This window comes from Acinetobacter sp. BHS4 (assembly GCF_018454425.1).
GTDB lineage: Bacteria > Pseudomonadota > Gammaproteobacteria > Pseudomonadales > Moraxellaceae > Acinetobacter > Acinetobacter pittii.
The window spans coordinates 1876664-1901589 of record NZ_CP075323.1; the positions used below are offsets into that span (position 1 = coordinate 1876664).

Below are 24926 nucleotides of genomic sequence, written 5' to 3' on the forward strand. Positions count from 1 at the left end.
TTTCCTATATTTTCCTCAACTGGTATTTCCAAATTGTCGCAGCAGGATCCTGCTGAATATGGATGATTCGAAATGAACCTAAGGCAGTTATCCACTCATCATCAATTTTAGGAATCATATTATTTTATTATAAATAACAATAACTTTAGGAGTAAAAACTACTCAATCGAGTGATTTGATATTTTCACCTTCATATATGAAATTCATATTACTTTTCGATAGGTAATAAAAAGCCCACCGATTGGTAAGCTCAAATGTCAAAAATTGATATCGATGTTATCTAAAATAGATGATGCAAAATCTGCTATATCTTTCCCGATTTCTACAATTAAATCTGTTACTTCAACTGGATCAGGGTATACAGAATTAAGCACTGAGTTTTCTTGCTTTTGCTCGTTCTCGGTATCTAATTGCTCAACATTAATAATTTGTTCATTTTGATTTTGCATTAGGCTAATTATTCCTCAAAAGTCTGAAATCGCGGAGGAGCAAATAATGCCGTCTTATCCTTTGTACAAATTCTTTGAATTCTCAAACCAAAATCTGTAGCTGCTTTTTGTTTTTCATCTTCTGTTGTATATAGAGGTGTCTCATAAGCCAAACTACTTACATGACCAAAAAAGTGATTGATATAGTAATTCGTTATTACATTTTCCTTATCTTGATCTAATGGAACCATTAGCTTTTCAAGCAAATCTAGAGACTTAATACCAGACTGTCTTTCTAACATGATTTGATATGCTGCACTATTAAGCTTTTCACAGACTTTTGATTCATTTTCTTCAGCATGTAATAGACTTCCAACTGACATTAAAATTACTATAAGTTTTAGTTTCACTCATCTATCTCCACAAATACGAATCAATATTACAATATCAGCTATATGGAACTCTTATAATATTTACAGACTCAACTGTAACAGACTACTTTATAAAAAAGCATTGGCCTAAATAGAACATGAAAGCCAACTTCATTTTTCATAAATTTAATCCAATAAAAAAACCGGCTTTGATTATGGGTTTTTATTTAAATTATCGAGTACTGGGAATAAAAATTGGATATATGAAATAACTATTATTCTGCTTTTTTGGTTTTACGCATTCAAAATCACTGCATTTATGAATAGTAGCTAGTTGTTTGGTAATATTTTTTTCATCTAAATTAATAATATAATTACTAATTATTTTTTTATCTTCTAATATATGATCAGATACACTAATTGCATAAATCATTGATTTTTTATCAGCTTTAAGATGTAGCCGTCCTTGATAAGTCACCTTACCTTTTTCTATGGTAAAAGGAATAGAGAAGTAGGATGTAGGAGTTAGGCCAAGAGCAATAGTCCAATCATAGAATTCATAATTACCTTCATCTAATTCAATTACTACTAAACGCCCGCGAGGATCACTCCAAATTAAAGGATCGTACAGAGTGTAAAATGTTAAATCCTTTGACTGATTAGTTCCTATTTTACGGAGTTTCCAATAAAAATTAGGAATATCATTTTCAGCAGTGAGTCCTACAGCTAATACTCCTTTGTTGGTACTTTCCGATAGAACTTTTCCCGGTTTGATATTTAACTGAGCACAACCAGAAAGAAATACAACGAGAAAAAATAATATTTTCATTTGAGTTTTCATATCTAACCTTGTTTTTAATTTTCTGAGCTATGCTAATAAATTGAATTATAAGTTAAATATATTCTCTAAGAAATAGTCAAATTTATTAATAATTTAAAATTAAAAGATTATGAATTTAAAGGAGCTCTATTGAGGATTATTTAATACCTTTATGTTTTAGTAAAAGAGCTTTCTGCTCTTCACGAATATCTTTTACCTTCTGCAGTTTCTCAAGGTAGAAAAAATCTCTCTCCAATGCCATTTCTATAGCTATCTCTTCCTTCTGACAGCTACACTCCACGCTTACAACCTGACCTATTTAAAACCTTGTATTTCAAGAGTAAAGATTATTATCGTTTTGAAAATGACAAACTTTAACATCCAGAAATCTTTTGTAAATTTTTTAAAATTATCAAGATTTTGACAAAGAAAGCTAAAGTCAGGCCGTCATAACATATAGTTGTATGAATAAGATAAAAGCTTAGGAAATAGTTATTCCTTAAAGTTTTTAAATCACTACTGGATTAGAAAGACAATCATATAGAAATTTTTTAGTAATGAGTTTGTTAAATTTGTTCAGCTATTAAAAAACCACTCATTGAATGGTTTTTTCAATCAAAATTTGAGTTTAAATAGCTTCTATAACGATATACTTTCCTTCATAGAAAAGGCCTTCGGTGCTTGTTTCTTTTAATTTGCAATAAATGGCAACGGAATGTGTCAGTTTTTGATTTTCCTCACTAGGAATATGAGTAAATCCAGATAGAAAATTTGAATTATTATTTTCTAATTTCCAAGAAGTACCTTTGTTGTCATGCCATTTACTATTTGGATATTTAGAATCTAACCATTCAATGCACTGCTTCATTGTTGAAAAGTTTTTTGTTTCCTCCTTTTCAATTTTTGATGCGGCACTTACTGAAGCTCCAAATGTTAAGAATAAAGCTCCAATTAATGTTGTTCTCATGAAATTACCCTTTATTATTAAAAATAAAATTTAAAGGTACAAGATATAAAAAAACCACCCTTAGATGGATTAGTTTTTAGGAAGAGTTTTGTTAATTTTAGCACTTGTGTTTTGATCAAATTTTAATAATTTGAAACTTTCACAGTTAGCAAAAATACAAAAAAGAAGAGCAACTATCAAAACTCCGGCTATCTTATTCATTTAATCTTACCTTAGAGATTTTAATTATTTTTTAATCATGTCATGGTATACGAAAATATTATCAAAAGCTTAATTATTAAAAATCTACCACAATTCATTACAAAAGTTATTTGTAATTCTTACTTCACTTTTCTACGTCTCTAAATATTAATACCGCTTATGGGCTAAAATACTAAAATACAAAAAGCACCCTAAAGTGCTTTTTAATTTAAAGAAATATCAAATGCCTAATGAAAGTTACTGAATTTGTTTAGAAAGCTCGACAATCAGTTGCTTTTCGTAGTCATTGAGCACGTTGTCAATATTTTCAACCCACTTTGACTCGTTCGCTACTTGAGCTGATCTAGTTATCTTACTATAGATCTTAAATGGCGGACGGTTAGAGTGTTTAGCATCTAAAATCTCTGCATCAATTTCAGAATGAATTTTTATTGAAGCAAAGCCAGGTTGGAACCATGACCAAAATTTATTAATTTTAATATTGAGTATCAGCTCAGCCTATTGTCCCCTGCTTTATTTTTATAATTTTTTCAAAAAACATCATATTAGACAGATTTTCGTATAAATTACCCTTCTAGATGAGTTGGGCAATCTAAAGGAAAGAAATGACACTTAAACAACTAAAAGCTTTTTTAGCCCTTGCACGTACACTTAACTATGCCAATGCTTCTTTAGAGCTACATCTCAGCCAGTCTGCTTTAAGTCTTACTATCAAAAGCTTAGAAGAAGAATTAGGCGGAAAACTATTTAACCGTAATACTCGCCGTGTTGAGCTTACACAAGAAGGTAAATCCCTCATTCCCTATGCAAAAAAATTACTCGCCAATTGGGATGAAATGGAAAACGATGTTAAACAACGTTTTAAGCTCAATCGTGGAACCTTAAGTATTGCCTCAATGCCCTTTGTGACCCATGCAATTTTGCCTGAGGTGATTCATCAATTTTTAGAACTTCATCCTAATCTTAACTTTTCAATTCACGATATTCCCAATGAAACCATTATAGAAAAAGTACAAGACGGTATTTTTGAGCTTGGTATCTGCTTTGAACCTGATCTCACCGAGGGCTTAGAATTCAAGCCTCTGTTTGAAGAAGATTTCTTAGCTTTATTACCTAAGAATCATCCACTCGCTCAATTACCTTTTATTACATGGCATGAGCTTTGTTCAAATCCATTCGTGACCTTACAAAAACCTTCAATTGTTCGTTATTTAGTTGAGCAAAATTGTTTGCGAAATAATATAACGCTCGATTTGAAAGTTGAATGTCATCAAATTTCATCACTATCAAGTTTTGTGGCCTATGGAATTGGGGTGAGTGCAATTCCAAGGCATTTTGCTAAGCACATTGATAAAGAACATAACGTCCTCATTGAATTAAAGGATGAAGCCATTCATAAAACTGTGGGAATTGTTTATAAAAAGAATTTTGAAATTTCAAATATTTCAACTCAATTTATTGAGGCTTTGGTGCAATATAAATTTTAAAAAATTAAAGACTGTATTTTAGGGCGAACTAAGCTCAAGGCTACGTTGAGTTTTTAATTGTTATAATTTTCAATATTTTAATAAAAATTTTTAAAAGTTTAAACGTTATATGTGTCTGATCTTTTGTAGGCGATTTGAAACCATTCATTGATTATACTTATTAATCATTTAAAAAAATTAACTTCTATAACACAAAATGTGATGCTAAAACTAAGATTACTAAGGGATATAGGATAACAATAGAATGAATAAAGTTTATGCCAATGCAGAGGCAGCACTGAAAGATGTTATTGCAGATAATCAAACACTTGCCGTAGGTGGTTTTGGTTTATGTGGAATTCCGGAAAAACTGATTGTTGCAGTTAAGCAAAGTGGTGTGACTGGTCTCACATGTATTTCAAATAACGCAGGTGTAGATGATTTTGGTTTAGGTATTTTGCTTCAAACAAAACAGATCAAAAAAATGATCTCTTCTTATGTTGGTGAAAACAAAGAATTTGAGCGCCAATATTTAAATGGTGAACTCGATGTAGAACTTACTCCACAAGGTACATTAGCTGAAAAGTTACGTGCTGGCGGTGCTGGTATTCCTGCGTTCTATACTCAGACTGGCGTCGGTACACTCATTGCCGAAGGTAAAGAAGAACGTACCTTTAATGGCAAAAACTACATTTTAGAGGAATCTTTAACAGCAGACGTGGCTCTTGTTAAGGCCTATAAGGCAGACAAGGCTGGTAACTTAGTGTTCCGTAAAACTGCTCAGAATTTTAACCCTGAATGTGCAATGGCTGGAAAAATTACAATCGCCGAAGTTGAACAGGTTGTTGAAATTGGTGAATTAGATCCGGATGAGATCCATTTAGCGGGTATCTATGTAAACCGCATTGTACTGAATGCATCACCTGAAAAACGCATTGAGCATAAAACTTTAAGCACGGAGGCAGTATAAAATGGCTTGGTCACGTAATGAAATGGCACAACGTGCTGCAAAAGAACTTGAAGACGGTTTTTATGTCAATTTAGGTATTGGCTTACCTACTCTAGTTGCTAATTATATTCCTGAAAATATTAATGTTTGGCTTCAGTCTGAAAATGGCCTATTAGGTATTGGGGAGTTTCCAACCGAAGAAACTGTCGATGCCGATTTAATTAATGCTGGGAAACAAACGGTTACTGCTCGCCCTGGTGCTGCTTTTTTCTCAAGCTCAGAATCTTTTGCCATGATCCGCGGTGGCCATGTCAACATTGCAATTTTAGGTGCAATGGAAGTTTCCGAAAATGGTGACTTAGCGAACTGGATGATTCCTGGCAAGAAAGTCAAAGGTATGGGCGGTGCCATGGATTTGGTTGTTGGTGTCCAAAAAGTTGTAGTGCTTATGGAACACTGTGCAAAAGATGGTACGCCAAAGATCGTTAAAAACTGTAGCCTACCTTTAACAGGTAAAGGTGTGGTTCATCGCGTTATTACTGACTTAGGTGTAATGGACATTACACCACAAGGCGTAGAGCTGATTGAACTTGCTAAAGATGTCACGCTTGAACAGATTCAAGCCGCTACTGGCGTTGAGTTTTATAAAACCTTAGTCGCGTAAATTTTAATTTTTAGTAAGCCAGATAAGACTTAAGTTAGAAAGTGAGCTTGAGTCTTAGCCCTTTAAAGCACCGGATGTGCTGTCTATAAATAAGAATGAGAAGGATTTTTTCAGCTATGGAAAAACAGCAAGGAATTTTTGAAAGATTTGCTCTTCGGATTAGTGACTGGTCTGAAAAATGGTTTCCTGATTCATATATTTTTGCATTACTTGGCGTCATTATCGTGTCAGTTGCCGCTTTAGGTATTGGTGCGCCTATTCACGATGTCGCGACTTCTTTCGGTAACGGTTTCTGGAGTCTTATTCCCTTTACCCTGCAAATGACGATGCTCATTATTGTAGGTTATGTCGTTTCTGTATCTAAGCCCGTAAAGTTCCTAATCCAAAAAATGGCACGTATTCCAAATTCGGGACGTGGTGCTATTGTTTTAGTTGCAACCGTTAGTTTATTAATTTCACTGGTCAATTGGGCAGTAAGCACGATTCTTACTGCACTTTTAGTGATTGCATTAGCGAAACGTAAAGAGCTTAATATGGATTACCGTGCAGCGGCAGCGGCTGCAATTATTGGGATGGGGGCAACTTGGGCACTGGGAATTAGCTCTTCGGCAGCACAGCTTCAAGCGAATAAAACCAGTTTACCTGAGTCAATTTACAACCTAACTGGCGTTATTCCATTTACTGAAACGATTTTCCTTTGGCAATCAATTGCGATGACCATTATTTTAGTGATTGTTTCAATCGCAATCGCTTATTGGTCAGCTCCAAAAGGTAATAATGTTAAAACGATTGATAGTTTTGATGTGCAGTTTGAAGAAGACAAACCCCATGATGAGAAATCTAATCGTCCAGGTGACTGGTTAGAAAACTCGCCTATCTTAACGATTATTGTGGTCGCATTAGGCTTAATCTGGATGTTTTTTGAGTTTTCAAAAAGCAATCCAATCATTGCTATTTCAAGTTTAAACACCTACAACTTTGTGTTCTTAATGCTTGGTCTAGCATTGCATGGCACACCACGAAACTTCTTAAATGCTGTTTCAAAGGCAGTTCCGGCTGTCTCAGGAATCTTAATTCAGTTTCCACTTTACGGAAGCATCGCCTTTATTATGACGCAAGCTTTAAACAGTCAAGATTTATCACTGTCGCATTATATAGCTGATTTTTTCGTTTCAATCGCCTCAAAAGAAACCTTCGCAATTGTGATGGGAATTTACTCTGTCATCCTTGGGTTCTTTGTGCCATCTGGCGGTGGAAAATGGATTATTGAAGCCCCATATGTCATGCAAGCAGCAAATGATTTAAAGGTTCATTTGGGTTGGTCTGTACAAATTTATAATGCAGCCGAAGCTTTACCAAACTTAATCAATCCATTCTTTATGCTTCCAATGTTAGGAATTCTAAAACTAAAAGCAAAAGATGTGATTGGTTTTACAGTCACTCAGCTCGTTGTGCATTTTCCATTAGTTTTATTTTTATTGTGGTTCTTTGGAAGAACACTTAGCTACACCCCACCTACTTTTTAATTTACTGGCGCCTTTAGTTTCGGCTAAAGGCAAATTTAGCAAATACATCAATAAGAGATATTAAGATGAGTTCAATTGTTATAGTTTCAGGTAGCCGTACTGCAATGGGCGGTTTTCAAGGCAGTCTATCGGCTTTAACGGCACCAGAACTTGGCGCTGCTGTTATCCGTGAATCTATTCAACGTGCAGGTGTTGCACCTGACCAAGTAGATGAAGTTATTTTTGGTTGCGTATTAAGTGCAGGTATTGGCCAAGGCCCTGCTCGTCAGGCGATGCGTAAAGCTGGTGTACCTGATCATGTCGGTGCAGTTACCATTAATAAATTGTGTGGCTCTGCCATGAAAGCGGTGTTAATGGCATCAGATACTCTAAAAGCAGGCAGTGCCAATATTATTGTAGCTGGCGGTATGGAATCTATGACCAATGCGCCTTATATTTTACCCAAAGCTCGCGGTGGTTACCGTATGGGTCACGGTGAAATTAAGGACCATATGTTTTTAGATGGTCTTGAAGATGCAGAAACAGGCCGCTTAATGGGTTCGTTTGCGCAAGACATGGCAAACACTAAAGGCTTTACACGTGAGCAAATGGATAACTTTGCAATTTCTTCACTTAAAAAAGCGCAAACTGCGATTACGGAAGGTTACTTCAAAGAAGAGATTGTTCCTGTTGAAGTAAAAACACGTAAAGGTGTCGAAGTTATCGATCAAGATGAGCAACCATTAAAAGCGAATCTTGAGAAGATCCCAACATTGCGTCCAGCTTTTAGTAAAGATGGGACAATTACAGCAGCTAACTCAAGCTCAATTTCTGATGGTGCTGCTGCATTAGTACTCACCACTGAAGAATATGCTCAAAGTCATGGTTTAAATACTTTAGCAAAAATTGTTGCAACTTCTACGCACTCCCAGCATCCAAGTGAATTTACTATCGCTCCAATTAGTGCTATTCAAAAAGTGCTTGAGCGCGCTGGTTGGTCAGTTGACGAGGTAGATGCTTGGGAAATTAATGAAGCTTTTGCAATGGTGGCAATGGCGCCAATTCATGAACTCGGCATTGATGAGGCAAAAGTAAACGTCCATGGTGGTGCTTGTGCTTTAGGCCATCCAATTGGCGCAACGGGTTCAAGAATTATTCTTTCTCTTATCTATGCTTTAAAACGCCTTGGTAAGAAAAAAGGTGTTGCTGCATTATGTATTGGTGGTGGTGAAGCTACAGCTGTTGCAATTGAAGTCTAAAAATCAAACCACGCAGAAGGTGTAAGAATTTTTCTTACCCCTTCTTTTTTTAAACTTTAAAAAGTTCATAACAGGTTTGACGGAACCATTTATGGCTACTTTTATGATGGCAAGACATATGCCAATGTTGTTTAACATCATAAGTTGGAAAGTCTAGAGGTGCCGGTAAAATCTGTAAATTTTCTCTCACCAATAAGACTTGGCTTAAATAATACGGCACCGTTGCGATCGCATCTGTTTCTTGAACGACTAATCCCACTCCAAGATAACTTGGTAATCGAATTAAAATATTTCGATCTAATCCTTTGTTCTGCAATTCATTTTTAATATGGTAGTGCCCGATTCCCGCATCAATGTCGATATGATACTCGCGCATATAATCATCTAAAGTAAAATTATTTGGGTCTAAACGAGGATGGCTCTTAGAGCTAATCACCACATAATGTTGTTTAAAAAACTTTTGTTGATAAAAGCCTTCTTCTAATTGGGGTAAAAAGCCAATTGCAAGATCAATCTCACCATTTGCCATTTGATAGCTGGTTTCTGGCGTAATCGGCCTAATATTCAAGCGAATTAAAGGGGCTTTCTCTTTTAAATAGTTGGTTAATTGCGGTAATAAAACCAGATGAGAGACATCTGTCATCGCAATTGTAAAAAGCTGATCTGAAGTTAGCGGATCAAAGTTCACACTAAAGTTATTAATGCTTTCTACTTTATCAATCACTTCACTAATGAGCGGAAAGATTTCTTTAGCCAATTCGGTTGGAATCATTTCATTCCCAACACGAATAAAAAGCGGGTCATTAAAATGCTGACGGATTTTGTTGAGTCCATTACTAACACTCGGTTGTGTAAGCCCAATAGCATCAGCTGCCATTGAAACACTTTTAAACCGATAAATATGATAAAAAATATTTAGTAATCTACTATCTAGATCAAACAAAATTGTCTCCGTCTGGATCAAATAATCCATTCAAAAGGAATGAAATCAGGCACAGCATATATAAAATGCTCACTAGATTTCTGAATTATTGATATATGGTCTAAATTAACAAAGAACCTAGACCATGAGCAATGCTTTATAAAGCCTTTCATCATAAAGACAAAGGTATGAGCTCTTTGATTGATTACTTTGTATGTAAATATCTTGAGGACATTACATATCATTATAAATTTTAATCATGCTGAGTTTGGAAGCCCTTCCAGATTTGCTGAACTGATTTGTTATCACTCAAGTTATTTTTAAAAATATAAATATCCTGTGGCAGGCAGTATTCGTTATGGTCCAACATGACCAATTTTCCGGTAGCGAGATCTTCCTCTACATTAATTTTTGGAATCCATGCTACACCTAAACCTTGTAATACAAGCTCTTTCAAGTTGGTGGCATTGTCAGTTTCATATAAGGTTTTATAGATCAGTTTACCTTCAATCAATTGATCGACCAATTTGCGTAAATAAGCATGTTTACTATAAGCAAGTAATGAAAAATTACTCTGAATTGTATGCTTAGGCGTATGATCTGCTTCGGTAGCTGACACTGGAACAATCTCTGTTTCAGCGATCTTGATACCACTTAAAATATCATCACCAACCCGATTAATATTAGATCGATCTGCATAGCAAATCATAAAATCGCAGGCACCTTCTTTTAAAAGAGATAAGCCTTCACCACTATTCGTTGCGACAATTTCAATTTTTAAATCACGCATAAACGTTGGGAATTTTTTTAAAAAAGTGGTTAAAAAACCTGATGCTAATGAATGAACAACACAGAAACGAATCGTAGATTCGGTTTCATTTTTGATATTTTTAATCAGCTTTGCTGTTTCTTCTACCTGCTTCTCAATATTTTTAGACATCACCAGCATAATCCGCCCAATGTCTGTAAATTCAATATTATTTTTATTATTTCGAATAATAACTTCAGCTCCGATCATCTCTTCTATTTGCTGAATTCTACGCGTAAACGCAGATTGACTAATAAATCGTTTTTCGGCTGCTTTTGAAATAGAACGCTCACGCTCAAGTGTCAAAAGGTCTTCTACCCAACGTACTTCTAAGTTCATTTTTGCATTCCCTTTTTATAGTTATGTCCTTAATTTGTCTTGTTGGGAAGCTGAATAAATAGCTGAATAGATGAATGAAAAATATAAAACATGGGAGTACCTGCAAAAATGCGATGGAAGGATGGCAAAGCCAAACGATAAAAGTAAGTATTTAATAATTCTGACATAGAAAAGAGTGTAAGAGAATAAAAGTCTTTCATTTAGCGCAACAACTCATACAAATATAAAATCATTATTCTAAAAATTATTTTAAATCAAAAAGTAAGGTTATATAAATCAAGTAAATAACCATTTAAGCTTTAATAAAAACTAAAAATACCCTCATCGTTTTATCAAGTCTTAATTTTTATAAAAAAAAGTCCGCACCTTGGGGAAGAATACGGACTGTAAAACTAAAATTTTGCTAATTTGATTATTTCAGGATTTAAGCTTTCTGACCTAATCAATTAGTTCAAATCAGAAGATATATTTGCAGTATAGTTCAACTAAATAAACCTGACTATTCTACTAAAGTATCTATCCGAGATTGACCTGAAATAAATTTTTAATATTCACCAATCAGATAATATAGCTTTCTTGAAATTTCAACCATCATATTCGCTGTATATTGAGTAATTTCAAAAACTTGCTTTTTCTGCGGATTGAATACCATATTATCTTTTTCATCACTAAAAAAGATATAAGTGGTGTATTTATCCATGTGATGGATATGCTCTTTTAAGCTTACTTTTTCCCCAGAATTGGGATCATAGGCGATAAACTTCATTCTCATGAATTTTGTCTCTATACATACAGTCTTTTATCTAAATTTCAATAAAATTTAGATAAAACAATATTTTGATGGTTAATATAAAATAGTTAGGCTGAGTAACCGTGGCTATTTATAAGATATTGGTACAATACTATTGGCTTTGTTTACTGAACTTTCAGCAGAAGCAATCGATTGCTCCGCGTCTTTAAGTAAACGGGAAGTTTTAGACTCACTTTTCTCTTCACCATGAAAAAGTACATAGTATGTAAAACTACCCAAAATGATTAATGCGGCTGTGACTTTTAACATAAACTTAAAAACTAAGATTTTTTCGTATTATAGTGTCTTTTATGTGAAATGCATCACATTTTTATATAAATTTGTTAGGTAAACTACACTTCCGTTTTAATTGCCCTCATTAAATTAGTTGATATTTCACTTAAATTAACAAGTCTAAAATTTTGCATGCAGCTCTTTTTCAAATTACATCTTCATTTAGTTCATCATAGAACTTTTTATTTTTAATTTATCTAAAAAGTAAACTATTAATTTATAAAATAAAATTTAGATGTAATGTGTGAAGAAAAAAGTTTTTCTATTTTTAGGTTTAGAAAAGGAAAAAATTGATATGCAAAAAATGCATAATCAACTTGATAAATGCATTAGAAGTGAAGCATTTCGAAATCTAATATGAATTATCTTCTTTACTAATTCGAAGTTTAATGATGAACGCTGAAATTACCACCCGTATTGAGAAGGATCTTATTGGTTATAGAGAGATCAATAATAATGACTACTACGGAGTTCAAACATTACGTGCTCTAGAAAACTTTAATTTAACTCAAAGCAAGGTCGGAAATTTCCCTCACCTTATTAAAGCTTTAGCAATGGTAAAGCTTGCTTGTGCTGAAGCGAACTATAATCTTAAAAGCTTAGATCAGACTAAATTTGAAGCGATTGAATACAGCTGTAATCAACTTATTCGTGGTAATTTTCACGACCAGTTCCCAATTGATATGATGCAAGGCGGTGCTGGTACTTCAACCAATATGAATGCAAATGAAGTATTAGCAAACGTCGCTTTAGAATATATGGGACACGCAAAAGGCCAATATCAATATTTGCATCCTAATAATGACATTAACATGTCACAGTCAACAAATGACGTGTACCCTACTGCGATTCGCTTAGGTTTGTTATTAAGCTTAGATGAACTAAATCTTCCTTTTAACAACTTAATCTTAAGTTTCCGCAATAAATCTCAAGAATTTGCTCATATTCTAAAAATGGGCCGTACACAGTTACAAGACGCTGTGCCAATGACATTAGGTCAAGAGTTTGGTGCTTTTGCAGTAACTTTACAAAAAGACCTTGAGCAAATTAATACGCTTATTCCAAATATTTTAGCGTATATGAACCTTGGTGGCACGGCGATTGGTACGGGAATTACTACTGAATATAGTTACCGTGAACTTGCGATTCAAGCGCTTGCAAAAATTTCTGGTAAGAAAATTAAGTCTGCTCCTGATCTAATCGAAGCAACTTCAGATATGGGTGACTTTGTTCTTTTATCTGGTTTATTAAAGCGTACCGCAACTAAACTTTCAAAAATTGCCAATGACTTACGTTTACTTTCAAGTGGTCCACGTACTGGCATTAATGAAATTAATTTAGAAGCTCGCCAACCGGGTAGCTCGATCATGCCGGGTAAAGTAAACCCAGTTATACCTGAAGCAATGAACCTTGCTTGTTTCCAGATCATTGCAAATGACTTGGCTGTAACTTTAGCTGCTGAAGCGGGTCAATTACAGTTAAATGCAATGGAACCACTTATTGCATTCAAACTGTTTGAATCTATGGATTTGCTTGGTAAGGCAATGGCAATGTTCCAAAGTAAGTGTATTGATACAATTACGGCGAACCCTGAGCATTGTAAAGCTTTGGTTGAAAACTCGATTGGTATCGTGACTGCACTTAACCCATATCTAGGTTATGAAACTACAACTCGTATTGCTAAAACTGCAAACGAAACCGGACAAAGCGTATTGGCTTTAGTTCAAAATGAAGGTTTATTATCGGCACAAGTGCTTGATGATATCTTGTCGATTAATAATATGGTTAAACCAAAAATGTCGGCTTAATTCCTGAAATAAAAAAGGAGCTTTTATAAGCTCCTTTTTTATTTGTTTTATATTTTAAAAACTGAAAGTTGTAGAGAACTGGGCTGTACGTGGATTACCTAAGAATAAATAATCATCACCCATAAATGCACCCACATCACGCCAATACTTCTTATTAAATAAGTTATCAATATTGAATCTAAAAGTTGTGTCATGTCCAGCAAAATTTGTTTTATAGGCAGCACCAATATTAAAGACGCTATAGCCACCTACTTTTGCAGTTCCCTCTTTGTTTGCATATTTACTGCTACTGTATTGCATGCCACTCAATAATCTTAATCCTTCAACTGACGGAACTTTATAAGATAACTGTGCAGTTGCGCGTACTTTCGGTACATTTTGAGTTTGATGACCTTTATAGCTGTCACTATCAATATCAACTAGACGAGATTTGGTATAGGTAATGCCAGAGCTTACGTCAACTGTATCGGTTAATGCACCAGTTAAACCTAATTCAATACCTTGATTGTGCTGTTCACCTTGTTCAATAAAATCGAAAGTTCCATCAGCATTTACTTTGCTATATTGATTGTCTTGTTTTAAATCAAAAATAGCTGCTGTTAATAAGAAGTTTCGTATTTGTTGCTTAACACCAATTTCATATTGTTCAGAATTTCTAGGTGATAATATCTGGGGACCAGTGCCATACATGACATTGTTTGTATACCAAGGTGCTTCACCACCATCCGATAATCCTTTGGCATATGAAGCATAAAGATTAGTCTTAGCAGTTGGGCTATACATAAGCGCTAATTGTGGTAAGAACTTGTTTAAGTCGGTATCACGACTTTGCTGGCCATCTGGCTTATAGGCTTGTTCGTCAAGATGAATAAGTTTTCCACCCAATAAAGTTGACCATTGATCGTTAAACTGAACTCGGTCAGATATGGTAAAAGCAGTCTGATCGCTTTCTAGAGCTTTAAAGCGATTGCCTAATTTTTCAGGTGGCATTTTAAAATCTGATGAATCAGTATAAATATTGCCAATTTCATTCTCAATAAGTTGATTACTCGGATCATAACGCTTCAGGTTTTTACGTGTATTTTGCAATTCAAAAGCTACCTGATGCTCAATATTGCCAGTATTGAATTGACCCTCTAACCCAGCAGAAAACTGATTAGTTATACGTGTGTCATCTGGGCTACGATAGTCATAAAGATCATAGTTTCCATCTTTGTCAAATACTGCAAGTGGATTACCCGATGAATAATAACTTCCATAAGGAAACACAATATAATCATCAATCACAACACGGCTTTGCGATGCACTTAAGCTAGCATTCCATTGATCATTAAATGCATATTGATATTTCAAACTTGCATTTACACTGTTATTTACAACAGGTTTACTCCAAGACTGATAACCCAATAAACGGTCTTGATCTACATTTGTTGGTACTTCTTGCCCATCAAGCAGTTGATAACCTGGTACTGAACGTTGACTTTGATGCTGAGCTTCAATATCAAACAATAATTTAGAACGATCATTAATTTTCCAGTCTAAAGCAACTGAACCAAACTCTCGTTTACCATTTGCATGATCAACATTTGGATGGATGCTTTCATGGGCTAAATTGATTCGATAACCAAAACTATTATTAACAAAGCCGCCAACATCTGTTGCCAGCGTATAGCCACCTTCTGAATTTGCATCTACAGTAATGTTTTTAACATCGGCTGGTCTTTTGGTTACATAGTTAACCACACCACCCGGCGTCGACATTCCAGATTGAATTGCAGAAATGCCTTTTAAGATTTCAACTTGTTCTTTATTTTCTAAAGCCACGTTTTGTTCGCCACGTATAGTATGGCCATTAATGAGATAACTTGAGCCTAAATCAAGCGCAAAACCACGTGCTACAAAATTTGGATAGTAGCCAATTGCAGCATAGCCATCCCCTAAAGAAGAATCGTTTTTAATAACATCAGTTAAAGTTTTTGCGTGTTGGTCTGCTATGCGCTCAGATGTAATAGTTGTAATAGATGCAGGGACTTTCTTTACATCACCAGTTTGAAAACCAGATAAATTAACTTTTTTAGACGTATATAGTGCATCATTATTTTGTGTAGCATTCACAGTAATGGTTGGGAGCTGCGAAACCTCCGCTTCATTTGCATAGACGACAGATGTTATGAGTGCAATAGATGAAGCCAATGCTGTTTTAGAGCATGTCATGAAGTGAAGATTTAACGAACGTCTTTCCATTGAATAACTACCTGCCATACCGTGCATAATTCTAAAGCGCTAGAAATGAGTGCGGAGTCTATTTTTAGCCACGCAAGAATACAGCTACATATATTGAGAAACAATACATTCTGTACTTTTTCGATTAAGTGTATTTGATACAAATTTTATGAACTTATCATTATATAAATTTCATTTATTTTATTAGGAATTGACGCTATAACTTTTTAAGTATTACCAAATATTCAAAATAAACTTAAGCTCGAAATGAAACTTAAAAGGAGAAATAAAATAGAAAAGTACCGTTGTAAATTAGCTCACTGATTTTAAATAGAATTAATTATTAAGTTAAATGAAAGGAAGTGTTCGATCATTGGTAAAATTATCTTTAAATCGAACAAAAGGACGTAATCTTACTAGAAACGAATTTTAAAATTAGAAAAAATGAATAGTTAGGAATTTAAGGAAGTGCTCAGGATTGAGTGATATTTAAAGTTTCATTCTATTTTCTATCCAGCATATCTAAAAATTCCTCATTTTTGTCTGCAAAATGATGGAAGAAATATGACATACACTCAGGAAGAAAAACGTAGCAGAATACGTGGGATTGTAGGCGCAGCCTCTGGTAATTTAGTTGAATGGTTCGACTTTTATATCTATGCAGTATTTGCTGCCTACTTTACTCAAGCATTAACAGCACCTGATATGGATAGTACGACTAAATCTATCTATGTATGGGGCGTATTCGCTGCAAGCTTTTTTATGCGTCCTATTGGTAGTTGGGTATTTGGACGAATTGCAGACCGGCATGGTCGAAAAAAGTCGATGGTCATCTCAATTTGTCTGATGGCTTTGAGTTCTTTTCTATTTGCAGCCCTACCTACTTATGACCAAGTTGGCTTATTTGCCCCTTTTCTTTTACTGGTAGTGCGCTTACTTCAAGGCTTATCGGTTGGTGGTGAATATGGTGCAGTAGCAACATATATGAGTGAATTAGGCTTAAAAGGTCAACGTGGTTTTTACTCGTCTTTCCAATATGTCACTCTATCTGGTGGTCAATTACTTGCTAGCTTACTTGGTGTAATTTTATTAACGTTCTTAAGTGAACAACAATTACATGATGGTGGATGGCGTATTCCATTTGTTATTGGTGGTATTGCAGCAATTTTTTCTTTGCTTGCACGTAGTCGCTTAGAAGAAACACTTTCTCATCAAGACAGCGAACGAAAAGAGTCTGGTAGTTTAAGAGAGCTCTTTAAAAAGCACTGGAAAACCTTTTTATTGGTGGTTGGATACACTTCTGCTGGTTCATTAACGTTTTATGTAGAGACTGTTTATTCAAAAACCTATTTAACCAATTTAGGGATGGATGGAAAAACCGTTGGTTATATCATGACCTTCGCCCTATTTGTCTATATGTGTGCTCAACCTGTATTTGGTGCAATTTCCGACCGTATTGGGCGACGCTCTTCAATGCTGGCATTTAGCTTATTGTCTGCGATTTTTATATACCCAGTCATGGTGATCGGGATGCGTGCCTATATTGATTCGCCGATCATTATTGCCTTGCTACTCATTTTTATGATGATGTTACTCAGCTTCTATACTTCTATTAGTGGTTTGGTAAAAGCGGAGATGTTCCCACCTCATGTACGAGCTTTAGGCGTAGGATTTTCATATGCGGTAGGTAATGCGCTGTTTGGTGGTTCTGCACCTTCGGTTGCCTTACAGTTTAAAGCTGCCGGAATTGAAAATACCTTCTTTATATATGTCATTGTCATGCTGATTATCTGTTTCTTGTGTAGCCTTGCGCTTCCGAAAAAACCAGATTATTTAGAACATGATCATTAAAAAGTAAAAGATAGATATTCTTCTAGAGATTTTTTAGAAGAATATCTTTTTAAAATAATAAGAAAGTCATTTTTGTTCTGTATGCTATAGCTGCCTAGCACATCTAACTTATTCAATTAACTAAAAGTTACTAGTTTTTGATGTTCTTGATCCGTATGAATCAATTTTTTGATGGGATAAAAAAATGGAAAACGAAAAATCCCCTTTACCTGAAAGTATTATTCAAGTCACCTTCTGGCAAGCCTTTTTATTTTGGCTTAAGCTCGGCTTTATTAGCTTTGGGGGGCCAGCTGGACAAATCGCTGTGATGCATCAGGAACTCGTTGAGCAAAAGCGCTGGATATCCGAAAAAAGATTTTTACATGCTCTGAACTACTGCATGTTGTTACCCGGTCCTGAAGCACAGCAATTAGCAACCTATATTGGTTGGCTTATGCATAGAACTGCTGGAGGATTAGTTGCAGGTATTCTATTTGTATTACCCTCCTTATTTATTTTAATTGGGCTGTCTTGGGTTTATATAAAATTTGGAGATGTTCCCGTTATTGCAGGTATTTTCTATGGAATTAAGCCTGCCGTTACTGCAATTGTTTTCCATGCAACTTACCGTATAGGTAGTCGTTCGCTTAAAAATAAGTTTTTATGGGCCGTCGCGATTGCAGCATTCTTTGCCATTTTTGTCTTAAAGCTTCCTTTCCCGCTTATCGTTTTATCCGCTGGTATTGCTGGCTATTTAGCGAGTAAAAAGTACCCAGAACTATTTTCCTCCGCGGCTGGACATAAAGCCAGTCAGAAAGATTATGGTCCGGCATTTATTGATGATGAGACTCCAACACCAGAGCACGCTAAATTCCATTGGTTGCGGTTAGCTAAACTTATTTTTATAGCAATCGCTTTATGGCTATTGCCAATTTTAGCTTTAGGCGCATATTTTGGATGGCATCATTCTTATACTCAAATGGCGTGGTTCTTTACCAAAGCTGCTTTGCTCACTTTTGGGGGCGCTTACGCAGTTTTACCTTATGTCTATCAAGGAGCAGTCAATCATTTTGGCTGGCTTTCACCTACACAAATGATTGATGGTTTAGCTTTAGGTGAAACTACACCGGGTCCACTGATTATGGTAGTGGCATTTGTTGGCTTTTTAGGAGGCGTCAATCATTCATTACTTGGCTCTGAGCATCTATTTTTTGCTGGAGCACTGGGTGCAGTCATTGTGACTTGGTTTACCTTTCTCTTTTCATTTGTATTTATTTTTGCGGGTGCGCCCATTATTGAATCTACACATAATGAAATTAAATTTACTGCGCCACTCACTGCAATTACCGCGGCTGTGGTCGGTGTAATTTTAAATCTCGCACTATTTTTTAGTTATCACGTGTTATGGCCACAAGGCTTTTCAGGGCATTTTGATGTTATTGCAGCCCTCATTACTGTTGCTGCATTTATTGCTTTATTCCGATTTAACGTGAACGTGTTATATGTGATATTTGCATCAGCGCTGGTTGGTTTAGGGGTTTATCTTTTATAAAAATTAGTCATGAGTCTTTCAACGTAACTGCGAAGGACTTATGCCATAAAATTGTTTAAAGCGATGACTTAAATGACTTGCTGAGCTAAACCCACATACTAGCGCAATATCTTGCAAAGAAAGCTGAGATGACTGAATTAACCCCTTTGCCTTAGTTAAGCGTCTTTGCATGACATATTGGTGAGGCGCCATATTCCTGGACTGTTTAAACATATGGGCAAAATGATATTCGCTTAAATTCACAACATTTGCTAAGTCAGACAAAGTCAGTGCTTGGTCTAGATGCCCTTCAATCCAGTCTTGAATATATTTGAGTTTATGAGGCGCGAGGCCTCCTTTAATGACGGGTTGCTGCCACTTCACGTTGCTATATCTTCGAATCAAGTGATTCAACAATAAACTTGCTGTTGTACTCATTTGCAAATGATTTGAAGAATCTTTCCAATCACAATCTAGCAAGAAGAATTGATATAACGCTCGAATCCGTTCATCGTCATTAAACACAACTTCGTTTAGTTCAATTTGATTGGGTTCTTTGTCCCATATTTTTTCGGCAACATCACGCAAATGTTGGTCAGTATAATACAAGTGAACGAATTTAAGCCCACCTCGGATATCCCAAGTCGACTCCTGATGTTCAGGCAATAAGCAAAAACGACCCGGCCCGCCACCATTTTTCCAGCCCGCAGGTGTTTTTTGATAGCTTTCATAGCCATCTTGAATATAAAGACTTAGAGTGTGGTGATCACTACAGACACTTACACGATCTTGCTGATTAGACCAAAATGCAAGTTGCATATTTTCATCAAGCACCACAGTCTCGTGAAGCTTGGCTTTAGATTGCTGTAGCTGTTCTAAAGTTTGATAGGCCATGCAAAATTAAAACGAATATCATTGAGCTTAAGTTAACCATATTCAGCAAAATTCAGCTAGTTTAGATCTATAAAAAACGCAAGATCTTGCATGTGCAACACAAGAATATATACGTGAAAAATGAAGCATTCCTAGATACTTAAGCTTGGTAATCGAGGATGAAGTTATGAATATTTTACTCTATGTTGCGGTGGTGTTGATTTGGGGAACAACATGGATTGGAATTGCCGTTCAAAGCCACTATGCAACGCCCGTTGTCGCAATTTTATGGCGTTTTGCCATTTCAGCCTTATTACTGTGGGTTGTTTTACTATTTTCAGGGAAATTACAGCGAATTGCTTTAAAAGATCATTTGTTCTGTATGCTGCAAGGACTCTGTGTTTTCGGCCTAAACTTTATTTGTTTTTATACTGCGGTTAAATATGTAAATAGCGGTTTAGAGTCTGTCATTTTTTCGATGGCTGTTTTCTTTAATGCCATTAATGCGCTTATCTTTTTTAAGCAGAAGCCTTCCCCAAACTTTGCGCCAGCTGCACTTTTGGGCCTAAGTGGTATTGTTTTACTGTTCTGGCATGACCTGATTAATAGCCAGTTTAATACGCAGTTATTGATGGGTATTGGGCTATGTGCAATAGGTACTTACGGTTTTTCTTTAGGGAACATGATTAGTGTTAGACACCAAAAATGTGGCCTAAATATTTTTTCAACAAATTGTTATGCCATGACTTATGGGGCATTGGTGATGTTAAGTCTAGCTTTATTTACTGGCCAAGATTTAATGCCGCCGATGAATTTTCCATTTTTAAGTTCGGTACTTTACTTGGCTGTATTTGGTACGGTTATTGGGTTCTCTGCTTATTTTTCTTTGGTTGGGCGAATTGGTGCAGCCAAAGCAGCCTATAGCACGTTGCTCTTTCCTTTAGTTGCTTTAACAGTTTCTACTTTCTTTGAAGGATATGTATGGACTTTAAATGCGGTATTTGGAATTTTATTAATCTTACTTGGTAACTACTTAATGTTTAGTAAATTTGAAATTGGAAAAAAGTTATTTAATAGTCAAAAAAGTTGTGAGAAGCAGGCTTAATAGCCTGCTTTTTTATAAATCATAATTAATTTCAGCAGTAGCCCGTTTTTAGCATCAGCTCAAAATCTTTTAAAGCCGCAGCTGCCGTAGCTAAAGGCGCAGATGCTCCTCCACTTACAACAAGTTCACCCATTTCTTGCGTTAACACCCGAATGCATTTATTAGAACCTTGCAGATGAGCAAAAGGATGATTTGCTGCAACTAATCTTAATTCAACACCTGTTTGAATTTGCTGATTCTTAATGTGAATAAAACCGACCAGACGAGGAATTACATTTTCTTTTTTCCAACCACGAATATGTTCAGCCGTAACGTGACTGATTCCTTGTCTTGGAATATCTTGAATTTTTACATCAGCCCCCAAAACAGTATTTGCCAGTATAGTAATTTTTGCAGCGGTATCCCATCCATCTACATCGAAAGAACTGTCAGGTTCCGCAATACCTTTTGCTTGAGCTTTTTCAAGAGATTCTGCAAACGTACATTCATGCTGCAACATATCATTCAAAATAAAATTCGTGGTGCCTGTAAACACACCTTCTATTTCTAAAATTTGGCAGCCAGCCAAGTTATATTCAAACAAATCAACAGTCGGTAAGGCAGCAGCTGTCGCACCGCTAAAAAATAGTTTTTTATTGTGCTGATGTGCCAAGTTAACTAATTTTTTACCATCTACGACTAAAGCACCTTTAGATACCGCAATCGCATTCATGCTATGTGTTAAAGCATAATCTAAATAAAATAGGCCTTTTCCACCTGTCACATAGTCACTTGGCCCTGTCTCAATAATGACATCTGCTTGAACCTGTTCTAAAAACTTTTGCTCTGTTAGGCCTACTTGATATTTTGTTTTATCTAGCCACTTTGAAGCTTGTAAACCTTCTTGATCAATTAAACCTGATGATGAGTTGCAGACGCCCACTAAACGGGCATCAATTTGATATTTTTGTTTATAGTAGGTCGATCGATTTAAAAGAAGCTCTGCAATTTGTTGCCCAATCCGTCCAAAACCACAAATTGCCACATTAATTTGCTTCATTTCACTTTCTCAAAAATTTATATCGTTTAAATCAAATTTCCCAAGAGAATTTTAACATCTCGTCTTTGGAAAATTGCTAATTATAGAGATGGTTAAAATACTATATCGCTCAGATATTTGTTAGATTAACAATCTTAATAACCATATAAATTGCGACAGCAAAAACCATTAAAGCAAAGACTTTTTGCACAATTGCAGACGGAATAAAACGAATAGCTCTGCGCCCTAATAACATACCAACTGCACATGCGAGCGCAAACGCACTGGTAATGCCTACTGGATAGTGAAAACCCTCTGCAATATGCATCACAATACTCATTCCACTAATGAGAAAAATAATCATAAGTGACGTTGCAACAATGCTATGCATATCCAAATTTGTGACTTTTCTAAGCGCTGGTACAATTACAAAGCCGCCACCAACCCCTAGCATGCCTGTTAAAAGCCCAGCAATAATTCCGATGCTGGCAAGAACGCTTCCCGTTTTAAAATTCCAGATAAAGCGTCCCGTACTTGGGTTAACCTGACACGGCGGGTTATGAAAGTCTGATACTCGGTTACTAATAAGTCGATAGCCCACTGTAAACATGACCAAGCTAAACATTAACATGAGCCAAATAGGTGAAATCGCGTTGGCTATTAAAATGCCGATATGTGCCATAGGAGCACCAATTAGGGCAATCCAGATTGCAGCGCGATAACGCACAATCTTTTTAAATAAGCCTTCAATGGTTCCTATGAGAGTAGATAGCGCAACCGCCAACAACCCAATCGGTGCAGCTTGCGCCACACTCCAGCCTTGACTGGTCATGAGCGCGGGTACAGCAAGAATACCCCCACCTGCACCAGTAAGACCAAGTAAAAAGCCAATCACGATGCCTTCAACGACAAGTAATAACATATCAAAAGCCTAAAATTGCATATACATTATTTGCAGTAGACTGCTGGTTAATGAGTGAATAGATCCGTCTTCTTGTGAAACTTTAGTCGCTTCTCAGGACAAAGCGTTGCTTTACTTATCCTCTTAACTCGAACATAGTTCTCGTCTTGCGCTCGGGTAAAGCGTTGCTTTACTTATCCTCGCTCAGGTTTGACCATCCACTCGCGGCCCTTGAGCATGCCTTGCCAGTAAATCGGTGGCAAAATCTGCTCCTTAAGCAGCCAAGCCAAACGAGATGGCTTTTGCCCATCAATTATCCATTTCGGAAAACTTGGAAGTAATTTGCCGCCGTAGCCAAACTCAGCCAGAACGATTTTTCCACGCTCTACGGTGAGTGGACATGAGCCATAGCCGTTGTATTCACATAAATTTTGCTCACCGTTCAGTTGTGCGAGAACATTTACTGCAACGATCGGAGCTTGTGCTCGTGCCGCAGCAGCAGTTTTGGCATTAGGCGCATTCATCACATCACCTAAAGCAAAAATATTGGCATGCTGTGTATGTTGTAGGGTTTGAGGATTCACGCTCACCCAGCCTGCTTCATCAGTGAGTGTGCTTGCACGAATAAAATCAGGTGCTTGTTGCGGTGGAACAACGTGTAATATATCGAAATCAGTTTCGACCAATGCTGCATTTTCATCATTCACGACTTTGAACCATGCTTTCTTTGCAGGCCCGTCTACTTTGACAAGTTGATGGTTAAAATGAAGTTCAGTGCCATATTTTTCAACGTATTGCATTAGTGCAGGTACATATTCCTTCACACCAAATAAAACAGCACCAGTGTTATAAAAATGGATAGAGATATCTTTAAGTTTGCCTTGCTTTAACCAGTAGTCGGCTGAAAGGTACATCGCTTTTTGAGGAGCACCGGCACATTTAATCGGCATAGGCGGCTGGGTAAAGATTGCCTTTCCACCGTTTAGCTGTTGCACCAGTTCCCATGTATACGGCGCTAGATCATAACGATAGTTAGACGTCACCCCATTTTTTCCTAAGGTTTCGACTAAACCTTCAATTCCATGCCAATTCAGTTTTAAACCGGGACAGACGACTAAAGCTTTATATTGAATGGGTTGGCATCCTTCCAAAATAACTTGATTATGCTCAGGGTCGAATCCAGCAACAGCAGCTTTCATCCATTTCACTTTTGAAGGAATCACACTTGCCATTGAGCGTGCGGTTACTTGGGGTTTAAAGATACCACCACCGACCATAGTCCAACCCGGTTGATAGTAATGGGTATCTGCCGGATCAATAATGACAATATCTAAATGAGGTTCACGACATAAAAGACTAGACGCTACAGAAATTCCTGCTGCTCCAGCGCCCACAATCACAACGCTATAACAAGGAATTGTCGCTGGTTCATGATCACGTTTTAAAATACGTGGCACCAAGCCTTTCAAATTAAACCCAAGCTTATTACCCGCTTCTACTAACAGTGCTGCATCTGGTGGAGAAACTTCAGCCAAAGCCCACAAACTGATTGCACGCATACCAGAACGGCAATACGCTAAAACAGGTTTCTGAGCGTTCTGATAAAGCTGCTTAAACTCGGTAACTTGTTGATCGGTAATTTTGCCACTGGTAACAGGCTGATAGATTACGTTTAGGCCATGTCGCTGAGCTGCTTCTTCAATTTCAATCACATTGGGTTGATCTGCACCTTCTCCATCTGGTCGGTTACATATCAGTGTTTTTATTCCTTGGTCTGCAATTTTTGCAATATCGTTGGCAGTAATCTGGTCAGCAACATAAAAATCTTGATTAACTCGTTTAAGTTCCATATTG

General features: G+C 36.3%; 22 protein-coding genes and 1 pseudogene. 9 read left to right on the plus strand and 14 right to left on the minus strand.

Annotation, left to right across the window (positions count from 1 at the left end; genetic code table 11):
- Positions 1-4: 4 nt before the first annotated feature.
- The 5 genes and pseudogenes from KIP84_RS08935 to KIP84_RS08955 form a co-directional block, all read right to left on the minus strand.
- A pseudogene (locus KIP84_RS08935) lies at positions 5-138 on the minus strand (glutamate 5-kinase); the annotation flags it as partial.
- A 119-nt stretch (positions 139-257) separates the two neighbouring features.
- Positions 258-449: a hypothetical protein gene (locus tag KIP84_RS08940; RefSeq protein ID WP_063098800.1), complete on the minus strand. Its 192-nt coding sequence runs from the start codon at positions 447-449 to the stop codon at positions 258-260.
- An 8-nt stretch (positions 450-457) separates the two neighbouring features.
- A complete protein-coding gene (locus tag KIP84_RS08945) occupies positions 458-811 on the minus strand; it encodes a hypothetical protein (RefSeq protein WP_104074710.1) in 354 nt (117 codons plus the stop codon).
- Positions 812-1031: 220 nt separating this feature from the next.
- Positions 1032-1640 carry a hypothetical protein gene (locus tag KIP84_RS08950; RefSeq protein ID WP_104074552.1) on the minus strand — a complete coding sequence of 203 codons (609 nt, stop codon included), beginning with the start codon at positions 1638-1640 and terminating at the stop codon, positions 1032-1034.
- Positions 1641-2247: 607 nt separating this feature from the next.
- A complete protein-coding gene (locus KIP84_RS08955; RefSeq protein WP_104074553.1) occupies positions 2248-2586 on the minus strand; it encodes a hypothetical protein in 339 nt (112 codons plus the stop codon).
- Between the two features lie 806 nt (positions 2587-3392).
- Here KIP84_RS08955 and KIP84_RS08960 point away from each other — a divergent pair.
- The 5 genes from KIP84_RS08960 (at position 3393) to KIP84_RS08980 (ending at position 8630) form a co-directional block, all read left to right on the plus strand.
- Entirely contained in the window at positions 3393-4274 is an 882-nt protein-coding gene (locus KIP84_RS08960; RefSeq protein WP_213689779.1) for a LysR family transcriptional regulator, read from the plus strand.
- A gap of 244 nt (positions 4275-4518) precedes the next feature.
- Complete coding sequence (locus KIP84_RS08965) at positions 4519-5223, plus strand: CoA transferase subunit A (RefSeq protein ID WP_002113873.1); 705 nt, start codon at positions 4519-4521, stop codon at positions 5221-5223.
- Between the two features lies 1 nt (position 5224).
- On the plus strand, positions 5225-5866 hold the full coding sequence (locus KIP84_RS08970) for a 3-oxoacid CoA-transferase subunit B (protein ID WP_014206696.1): 642 nt from the start codon (positions 5225-5227) through the stop codon (positions 5864-5866).
- Between the two features lie 116 nt (positions 5867-5982).
- Entirely contained in the window at positions 5983-7392 is a 1410-nt protein-coding gene (locus KIP84_RS08975) for a TIGR00366 family protein (RefSeq protein ID WP_213689780.1), read from the plus strand.
- A 65-nt stretch (positions 7393-7457) separates the two neighbouring features.
- On the plus strand, positions 7458-8630 hold the full coding sequence (locus KIP84_RS08980; protein WP_213689781.1) for a thiolase family protein: 1173 nt from the start codon (positions 7458-7460) through the stop codon (positions 8628-8630).
- Between the two features lie 49 nt (positions 8631-8679).
- On the opposite strand, the gene KIP84_RS08985 is transcribed toward KIP84_RS08980, so the two are convergent.
- The 4 genes from KIP84_RS08985 to KIP84_RS09000 all read right to left on the minus strand — a co-directional run bounded on the left by KIP84_RS08985 (position 8680) and on the right by KIP84_RS09000 (position 11759).
- The gene (locus KIP84_RS08985) at positions 8680-9573 is read right to left on the minus strand and encodes a LysR family transcriptional regulator (protein WP_003651675.1); all 894 of its coding nucleotides are present in this window, start codon (positions 9571-9573) and stop codon (positions 8680-8682) included.
- 232 nt (positions 9574-9805) lie between these two features.
- Entirely contained in the window at positions 9806-10699 is an 894-nt protein-coding gene (locus KIP84_RS08990; RefSeq protein ID WP_002113716.1) for a LysR substrate-binding domain-containing protein, read from the minus strand.
- Between the two features lie 544 nt (positions 10700-11243).
- On the minus strand, positions 11244-11465 hold the full coding sequence (locus tag KIP84_RS08995) for a hypothetical protein (RefSeq protein WP_080645707.1): 222 nt from the start codon (positions 11463-11465) through the stop codon (positions 11244-11246).
- Positions 11466-11576: 111 nt separating this feature from the next.
- A complete protein-coding gene (locus KIP84_RS09000; RefSeq protein WP_005305057.1) occupies positions 11577-11759 on the minus strand; it encodes a hypothetical protein in 183 nt (60 codons plus the stop codon).
- A gap of 413 nt (positions 11760-12172) precedes the next feature.
- Between KIP84_RS09000 and KIP84_RS09005 the strand changes: the two genes are divergently transcribed.
- Positions 12173-13591, plus strand: a complete 1419-nt coding sequence (locus KIP84_RS09005; protein ID WP_032013041.1) for an aspartate ammonia-lyase — start codon at positions 12173-12175, stop codon at positions 13589-13591.
- Positions 13592-13645: 54 nt separating this feature from the next.
- On the opposite strand, the gene KIP84_RS09010 is transcribed toward KIP84_RS09005, so the two are convergent.
- A complete protein-coding gene (locus KIP84_RS09010) occupies positions 13646-15862 on the minus strand; it encodes a TonB-dependent siderophore receptor (protein ID WP_213689782.1) in 2217 nt (738 codons plus the stop codon).
- 516 nt (positions 15863-16378) lie between these two features.
- Here KIP84_RS09010 and KIP84_RS09015 point away from each other — a divergent pair.
- Positions 16379-17665 (plus strand): MFS transporter, encoded by a 1287-nt coding sequence (locus KIP84_RS09015; RefSeq protein ID WP_002133419.1) that lies wholly within the window; start codon positions 16379-16381, stop codon positions 17663-17665.
- A 184-nt stretch (positions 17666-17849) separates the two neighbouring features.
- The gene (gene chrA, locus KIP84_RS09020) at positions 17850-19196 is read left to right on the plus strand and encodes a chromate efflux transporter (protein ID WP_063098791.1); all 1347 of its coding nucleotides are present in this window, start codon (positions 17850-17852) and stop codon (positions 19194-19196) included.
- 18 nt (positions 19197-19214) lie between these two features.
- On the opposite strand, the gene KIP84_RS09025 is transcribed toward chrA, so the two are convergent.
- A complete protein-coding gene (locus KIP84_RS09025; protein ID WP_213689783.1) occupies positions 19215-20069 on the minus strand; it encodes a helix-turn-helix domain-containing protein in 855 nt (284 codons plus the stop codon).
- A gap of 166 nt (positions 20070-20235) precedes the next feature.
- On the opposite strand from KIP84_RS09025, the gene KIP84_RS09030 reads away from it, so the two are divergent.
- Positions 20236-21153, plus strand: coding sequence for a DMT family transporter (locus KIP84_RS09030; RefSeq protein ID WP_213689784.1), 918 nt, complete (start codon positions 20236-20238; stop codon positions 21151-21153).
- A 31-nt stretch (positions 21154-21184) separates the two neighbouring features.
- Here the strand turns inward: KIP84_RS09030 and KIP84_RS09035 are convergent, their stop codons facing one another.
- The 3 genes from KIP84_RS09035 to KIP84_RS09045 all read right to left on the minus strand — a co-directional run bounded on the left by KIP84_RS09035 (position 21185) and on the right by KIP84_RS09045 (position 24922).
- Positions 21185-22192 carry a homoserine dehydrogenase gene (locus KIP84_RS09035; protein WP_063098788.1) on the minus strand — a complete coding sequence of 336 codons (1008 nt, stop codon included), beginning with the start codon at positions 22190-22192 and terminating at the stop codon, positions 21185-21187.
- Between the two features lie 109 nt (positions 22193-22301).
- Positions 22302-23093 carry a sulfite exporter TauE/SafE family protein gene (locus KIP84_RS09040; protein ID WP_017399570.1) on the minus strand — a complete coding sequence of 264 codons (792 nt, stop codon included), beginning with the start codon at positions 23091-23093 and terminating at the stop codon, positions 22302-22304.
- A 173-nt stretch (positions 23094-23266) separates the two neighbouring features.
- A complete protein-coding gene (locus tag KIP84_RS09045; protein ID WP_213689785.1) occupies positions 23267-24922 on the minus strand; it encodes a bifunctional protein tyrosine phosphatase family protein/NAD(P)/FAD-dependent oxidoreductase in 1656 nt (551 codons plus the stop codon).
- Between the last annotated feature and the right edge of the window lie 4 nt (positions 24923-24926).

Excerpts from the sequence above, each read along its gene's own strand:
- KIP84_RS09040 (WP_017399570.1), bottom strand. The coding sequence starts at position 23,093 with ATGTTATTACTTGTCGTTGAAGGCATCGTGATTGGCTTTTTACTTGGT.
- KIP84_RS09045 (WP_213689785.1), bottom strand. The coding sequence starts at position 24,922 with ATGGAACTTAAACGAGTTAATCAAGATTTTTATGTTGCTGACCAGATT.
- KIP84_RS09000 (WP_005305057.1), bottom strand. The coding sequence starts at position 11,759 with ATGTTAAAAGTCACAGCCGCATTAATCATTTTGGGTAGTTTTACATAC.
- KIP84_RS08970 (WP_014206696.1), top strand. The coding sequence starts at position 5,225 with ATGGCTTGGTCACGTAATGAAATGGCACAACGTGCTGCAAAAGAACTT.
- KIP84_RS08945 (WP_104074710.1), bottom strand. The coding sequence starts at position 811 with ATGTCAGTTGGAAGTCTATTACATGCTGAAGAAAATGAATCAAAAGTC.
- KIP84_RS08995 (WP_080645707.1), bottom strand. The coding sequence starts at position 11,465 with ATGAAGTTTATCGCCTATGATCCCAATTCTGGGGAAAAAGTAAGCTTA.
- KIP84_RS09035 (WP_063098788.1), bottom strand. The coding sequence starts at position 22,192 with ATGAAGCAAATTAATGTGGCAATTTGTGGTTTTGGACGGATTGGGCAA.
- KIP84_RS08950 (WP_104074552.1), bottom strand. The coding sequence starts at position 1,640 with ATGAAAACTCAAATGAAAATATTATTTTTTCTCGTTGTATTTCTTTCT.
- KIP84_RS08960 (WP_213689779.1), top strand. The coding sequence starts at position 3,393 with ATGACACTTAAACAACTAAAAGCTTTTTTAGCCCTTGCACGTACACTT.
- KIP84_RS08955 (WP_104074553.1), bottom strand. The coding sequence starts at position 2,586 with ATGAGAACAACATTAATTGGAGCTTTATTCTTAACATTTGGAGCTTCA.
- chrA (WP_063098791.1), top strand. The coding sequence starts at position 17,850 with ATGGAAAACGAAAAATCCCCTTTACCTGAAAGTATTATTCAAGTCACC.
- KIP84_RS09010 (WP_213689782.1), bottom strand. The coding sequence starts at position 15,862 with ATGCACGGTATGGCAGGTAGTTATTCAATGGAAAGACGTTCGTTAAAT.
- KIP84_RS08980 (WP_213689781.1), top strand. The coding sequence starts at position 7,458 with ATGAGTTCAATTGTTATAGTTTCAGGTAGCCGTACTGCAATGGGCGGT.
- KIP84_RS09025 (WP_213689783.1), bottom strand. The coding sequence starts at position 20,069 with ATGGCCTATCAAACTTTAGAACAGCTACAGCAATCTAAAGCCAAGCTT.
- KIP84_RS08975 (WP_213689780.1), top strand. The coding sequence starts at position 5,983 with ATGGAAAAACAGCAAGGAATTTTTGAAAGATTTGCTCTTCGGATTAGT.
- KIP84_RS08965 (WP_002113873.1), top strand. The coding sequence starts at position 4,519 with ATGAATAAAGTTTATGCCAATGCAGAGGCAGCACTGAAAGATGTTATT.
- KIP84_RS08990 (WP_002113716.1), bottom strand. The coding sequence starts at position 10,699 with ATGAACTTAGAAGTACGTTGGGTAGAAGACCTTTTGACACTTGAGCGT.
- KIP84_RS09030 (WP_213689784.1), top strand. The coding sequence starts at position 20,236 with ATGAATATTTTACTCTATGTTGCGGTGGTGTTGATTTGGGGAACAACA.
- KIP84_RS09015 (WP_002133419.1), top strand. The coding sequence starts at position 16,379 with ATGACATACACTCAGGAAGAAAAACGTAGCAGAATACGTGGGATTGTA.
- KIP84_RS08940 (WP_063098800.1), bottom strand. The coding sequence starts at position 449 with ATGCAAAATCAAAATGAACAAATTATTAATGTTGAGCAATTAGATACC.
- KIP84_RS09005 (WP_032013041.1), top strand. The coding sequence starts at position 12,173 with ATGATGAACGCTGAAATTACCACCCGTATTGAGAAGGATCTTATTGGT.